We start from the raw sequence: 2605 nt of genomic DNA, 5'->3' as shown, positions 1-2605 counted from the left end.
GGGGGCGAACTGCTCGTGCCGGTCCATCGAGCGGTTCGGGCCCCCGTCCGAGCGCGAGAGCTACTGGGACAACCTCTAACCGCTCCCCCATCGCCATGAGACCCCCGGGCCAGCCAAAGCCCGGGGGTCTCATGATGTCGGCAGGTTCAGGCCGTGAGCTTCTTGAAGACCGCCTCGAAGCGATCGAGGGTCTCCTCATCGATCTGCTCGAAGAAGTCGTCCTTGTCCCGGGTGAGCTGGTGCGCGGGGCCGACGTGGTCGAAGTCGCGGGGCTTGTGCTGCTTCTCCCGGGCGATCGCGATGCGCTGGAGAATCGGGAGGGGCTTGTCGGGAGTGATCAGGTCCGTCTCGTTGACGGTGACCTCGGTCGCCTTGTTGTAGAGCCAGAGGTAGTCCTTGGTGGAGAACAGGTCCTCGATGTCGGCCGTCTCCGGAAGGCCGTCGAGCTGGCCGATGACGGTGATGTGGGACGTGTCGACGTCGGCGGCCTCGGCGGCGCTGAGAACCTTGGCGGTCACCTTGGTGGTCTCGGCCCCGTCGATGAGCGCGCGGACGGACAACCGGCGTCCCATGACGGCGATGAAGGCCGGCATGTTGCCGATGCCTCCGACCGGGATGATGGCAAGCCGGGGATCCAGGCCGGTGCGGCCCTGGCTGACCAGGTAGTCGGACATGCGCATGAGGAAAACGAAATCGCTGCTGCCCTCCACGGCCAGGAGCGGGCCGGATCCGAGGAACAGGTGCTGCGCCACGGAGTATCCGAGCGCCGCCTCCACCGGCAGGATCGTCTTGGGGTCCGCGGACAGGCTGACCGAGGTGATGACCACGCCCAGGCTCGGGTCAGTACGGGTCGCCTGGTCGTGGATGGCGCGCATGGTCTCGTACCGCGTGGGGTCGATCATGTGCTGGGAGTGGGTGGTGTAAAGGACCTGCTGCTTGGGCCCGAGCTCGCTGTAGACGTAACGGAGGAAGTCGCCCTGGGCCTCGCCATGCAGGCTGGTGCCCGGCTCGTCCAGCAGGACGACGACGCGTTCGTCGGTGTCGCGGTAGGCGCTGAACGCGGCGAGGAAGGAGAAGAACCACTGGAAGCCGGTGGAGCGGGTGGAGAAGTTGGTCTCCACGCCGCCGTGCCGGTCATCGCGCAGCTCGATCTTGAGCAACCGGTGGTGGCGCTGCGGCTGGCCGTTGGGGTCCGGGGGCATGGCGATCAGGTCGGTGTCGAAGGAGACGCTGAGGTCCGGGTTCTGCTTCCAGTACTCGAAGACCTGAGCGCTCAGACCCAGGCTGGCGGCCTGGAGCTCGGCCTTGCGGCTGGCGTAGTCCTCGTCCAGGAAGTCGGCCGGGCCCTCACCGGCGAGGCGGAGCAGGGACATCATGGTCTCGTCGCCGGGCTCCCACTGCTTGGCCTTAGCGCGTTCGGCGAGTGCGTGGAGGTCACAGTCGCCCGGGAGCATCTCGTAGGTGGAGAAGTAGAAGAACTTCGGGAGCAGCTCGATCAGCTGCTCTTGTTCCTCTTCATCGAGGCCCTCTTCGACGTACTTCTTGTAGCGGTCCAGCTCGGCCGGGACCTTCTCGATCGCCTTGACCCGGGCCGTCTTCTTGCCGCTGCCGACTTCCCTGGCCCGGGCCTTCGCCGCAGCGCTCACGGCCTCGATCGTCGTGTGGTCCCCGGTGATGGCCTTCTGGTCCTCCTCGTCATCGACGCCGGCCTCTTCGAAGACGTCCGCCAGGACGTCCTCAAGGGCGCAGCGCACATCGGCTTGGAGGCTGCAGTCGTAGAGGCGGGACGCCGTGGCGTACGCCTGTGCCGGCGGCCGTACGCCGACCAGTTCCTCGATCGCGTCGAAGTCGGCGTCCTCCAGCTCGAAGACGGCCGTCACGGGGGCGACCGTGTCGAGGTCCTTCGTGCGCCGGTCCGGGGCAAGGTGCCGCCGTGGGTAGTCGGTGGTGACGTGGAAGTCGTCGGCGTTGTTGGCCGGGTTCAGCCGGTGCAGGGCCTTCAGGACTGTCGTCTTGCCCGACTCGTTCTTGCCGATCAGGCACGTGACCTCGGGGTCGACCACCATGGTCTGCTTGTTCGTGATGTTGCGGAACGTCTCGATCTCAACGGACGTCACCAGCATGGCACTCCCCTCCAAGGGCCACGTTGCCCTTGCGTGATCCGCGCAGCGTGGGGGCCTGTGCCAGACGGGACAGGTGCGACCGCGCGATGTGGCTAATTGACCAGTATGAACTCCGCCTCCGACAGTCACAGCCGGTTTCTGCCCGCCGGGCCTGTGCTGCCCGCGAAGCCGCCCCACTCGTGCGGGAGCACGTGTGGGGCGGCTCAGGGTGGGGCGTCGCAGGCGGCGAGGTCCGTGTCCTTGTTGCTGGTGTCCGAGATCTCGCCAGGCTCGACGTCGCTGGGCAGGTGGGAGGCGGTCGTGCTACGCGACCGCCGCGGCGAACTTCACCGACGGGATGCCGGAGCCCTCGGGGAGCTCTGCGAGGGGACGGCGGGGGAGGCCGGAGACGATCCACAGGCGCATGATGTCGTGGGTAACCAGCTGGCCGGAGCCCGTTCCGTCCTCATTGAAGACGTCGACCTTGAGCAGCGTCCGTTGCC

The 2605-nt window shown here is 67.1% G+C and carries 1 protein-coding gene; it reads right to left on the bottom strand.

What is annotated here, in order from left to right:
* Positions 1 to 146 precede the first annotated feature (146 nt).
* The gene (locus AC0VY3_RS37305; protein WP_475551953.1) at positions 147 to 2123 is read right to left on the bottom strand and encodes an AAA family ATPase; all 1977 of its coding nucleotides are present in this window, start codon (positions 2121 to 2123) and stop codon (positions 147 to 149) included.
* Between the last annotated feature and the right edge of the window lie 482 nt (positions 2124 to 2605).

The organism is Streptomyces sp. iso_384, assembly GCF_056172905.1.
Note: the sequence above shows the minus strand (reverse complement) of the source record. Positions and strands in the feature narration are given on the sequence as shown.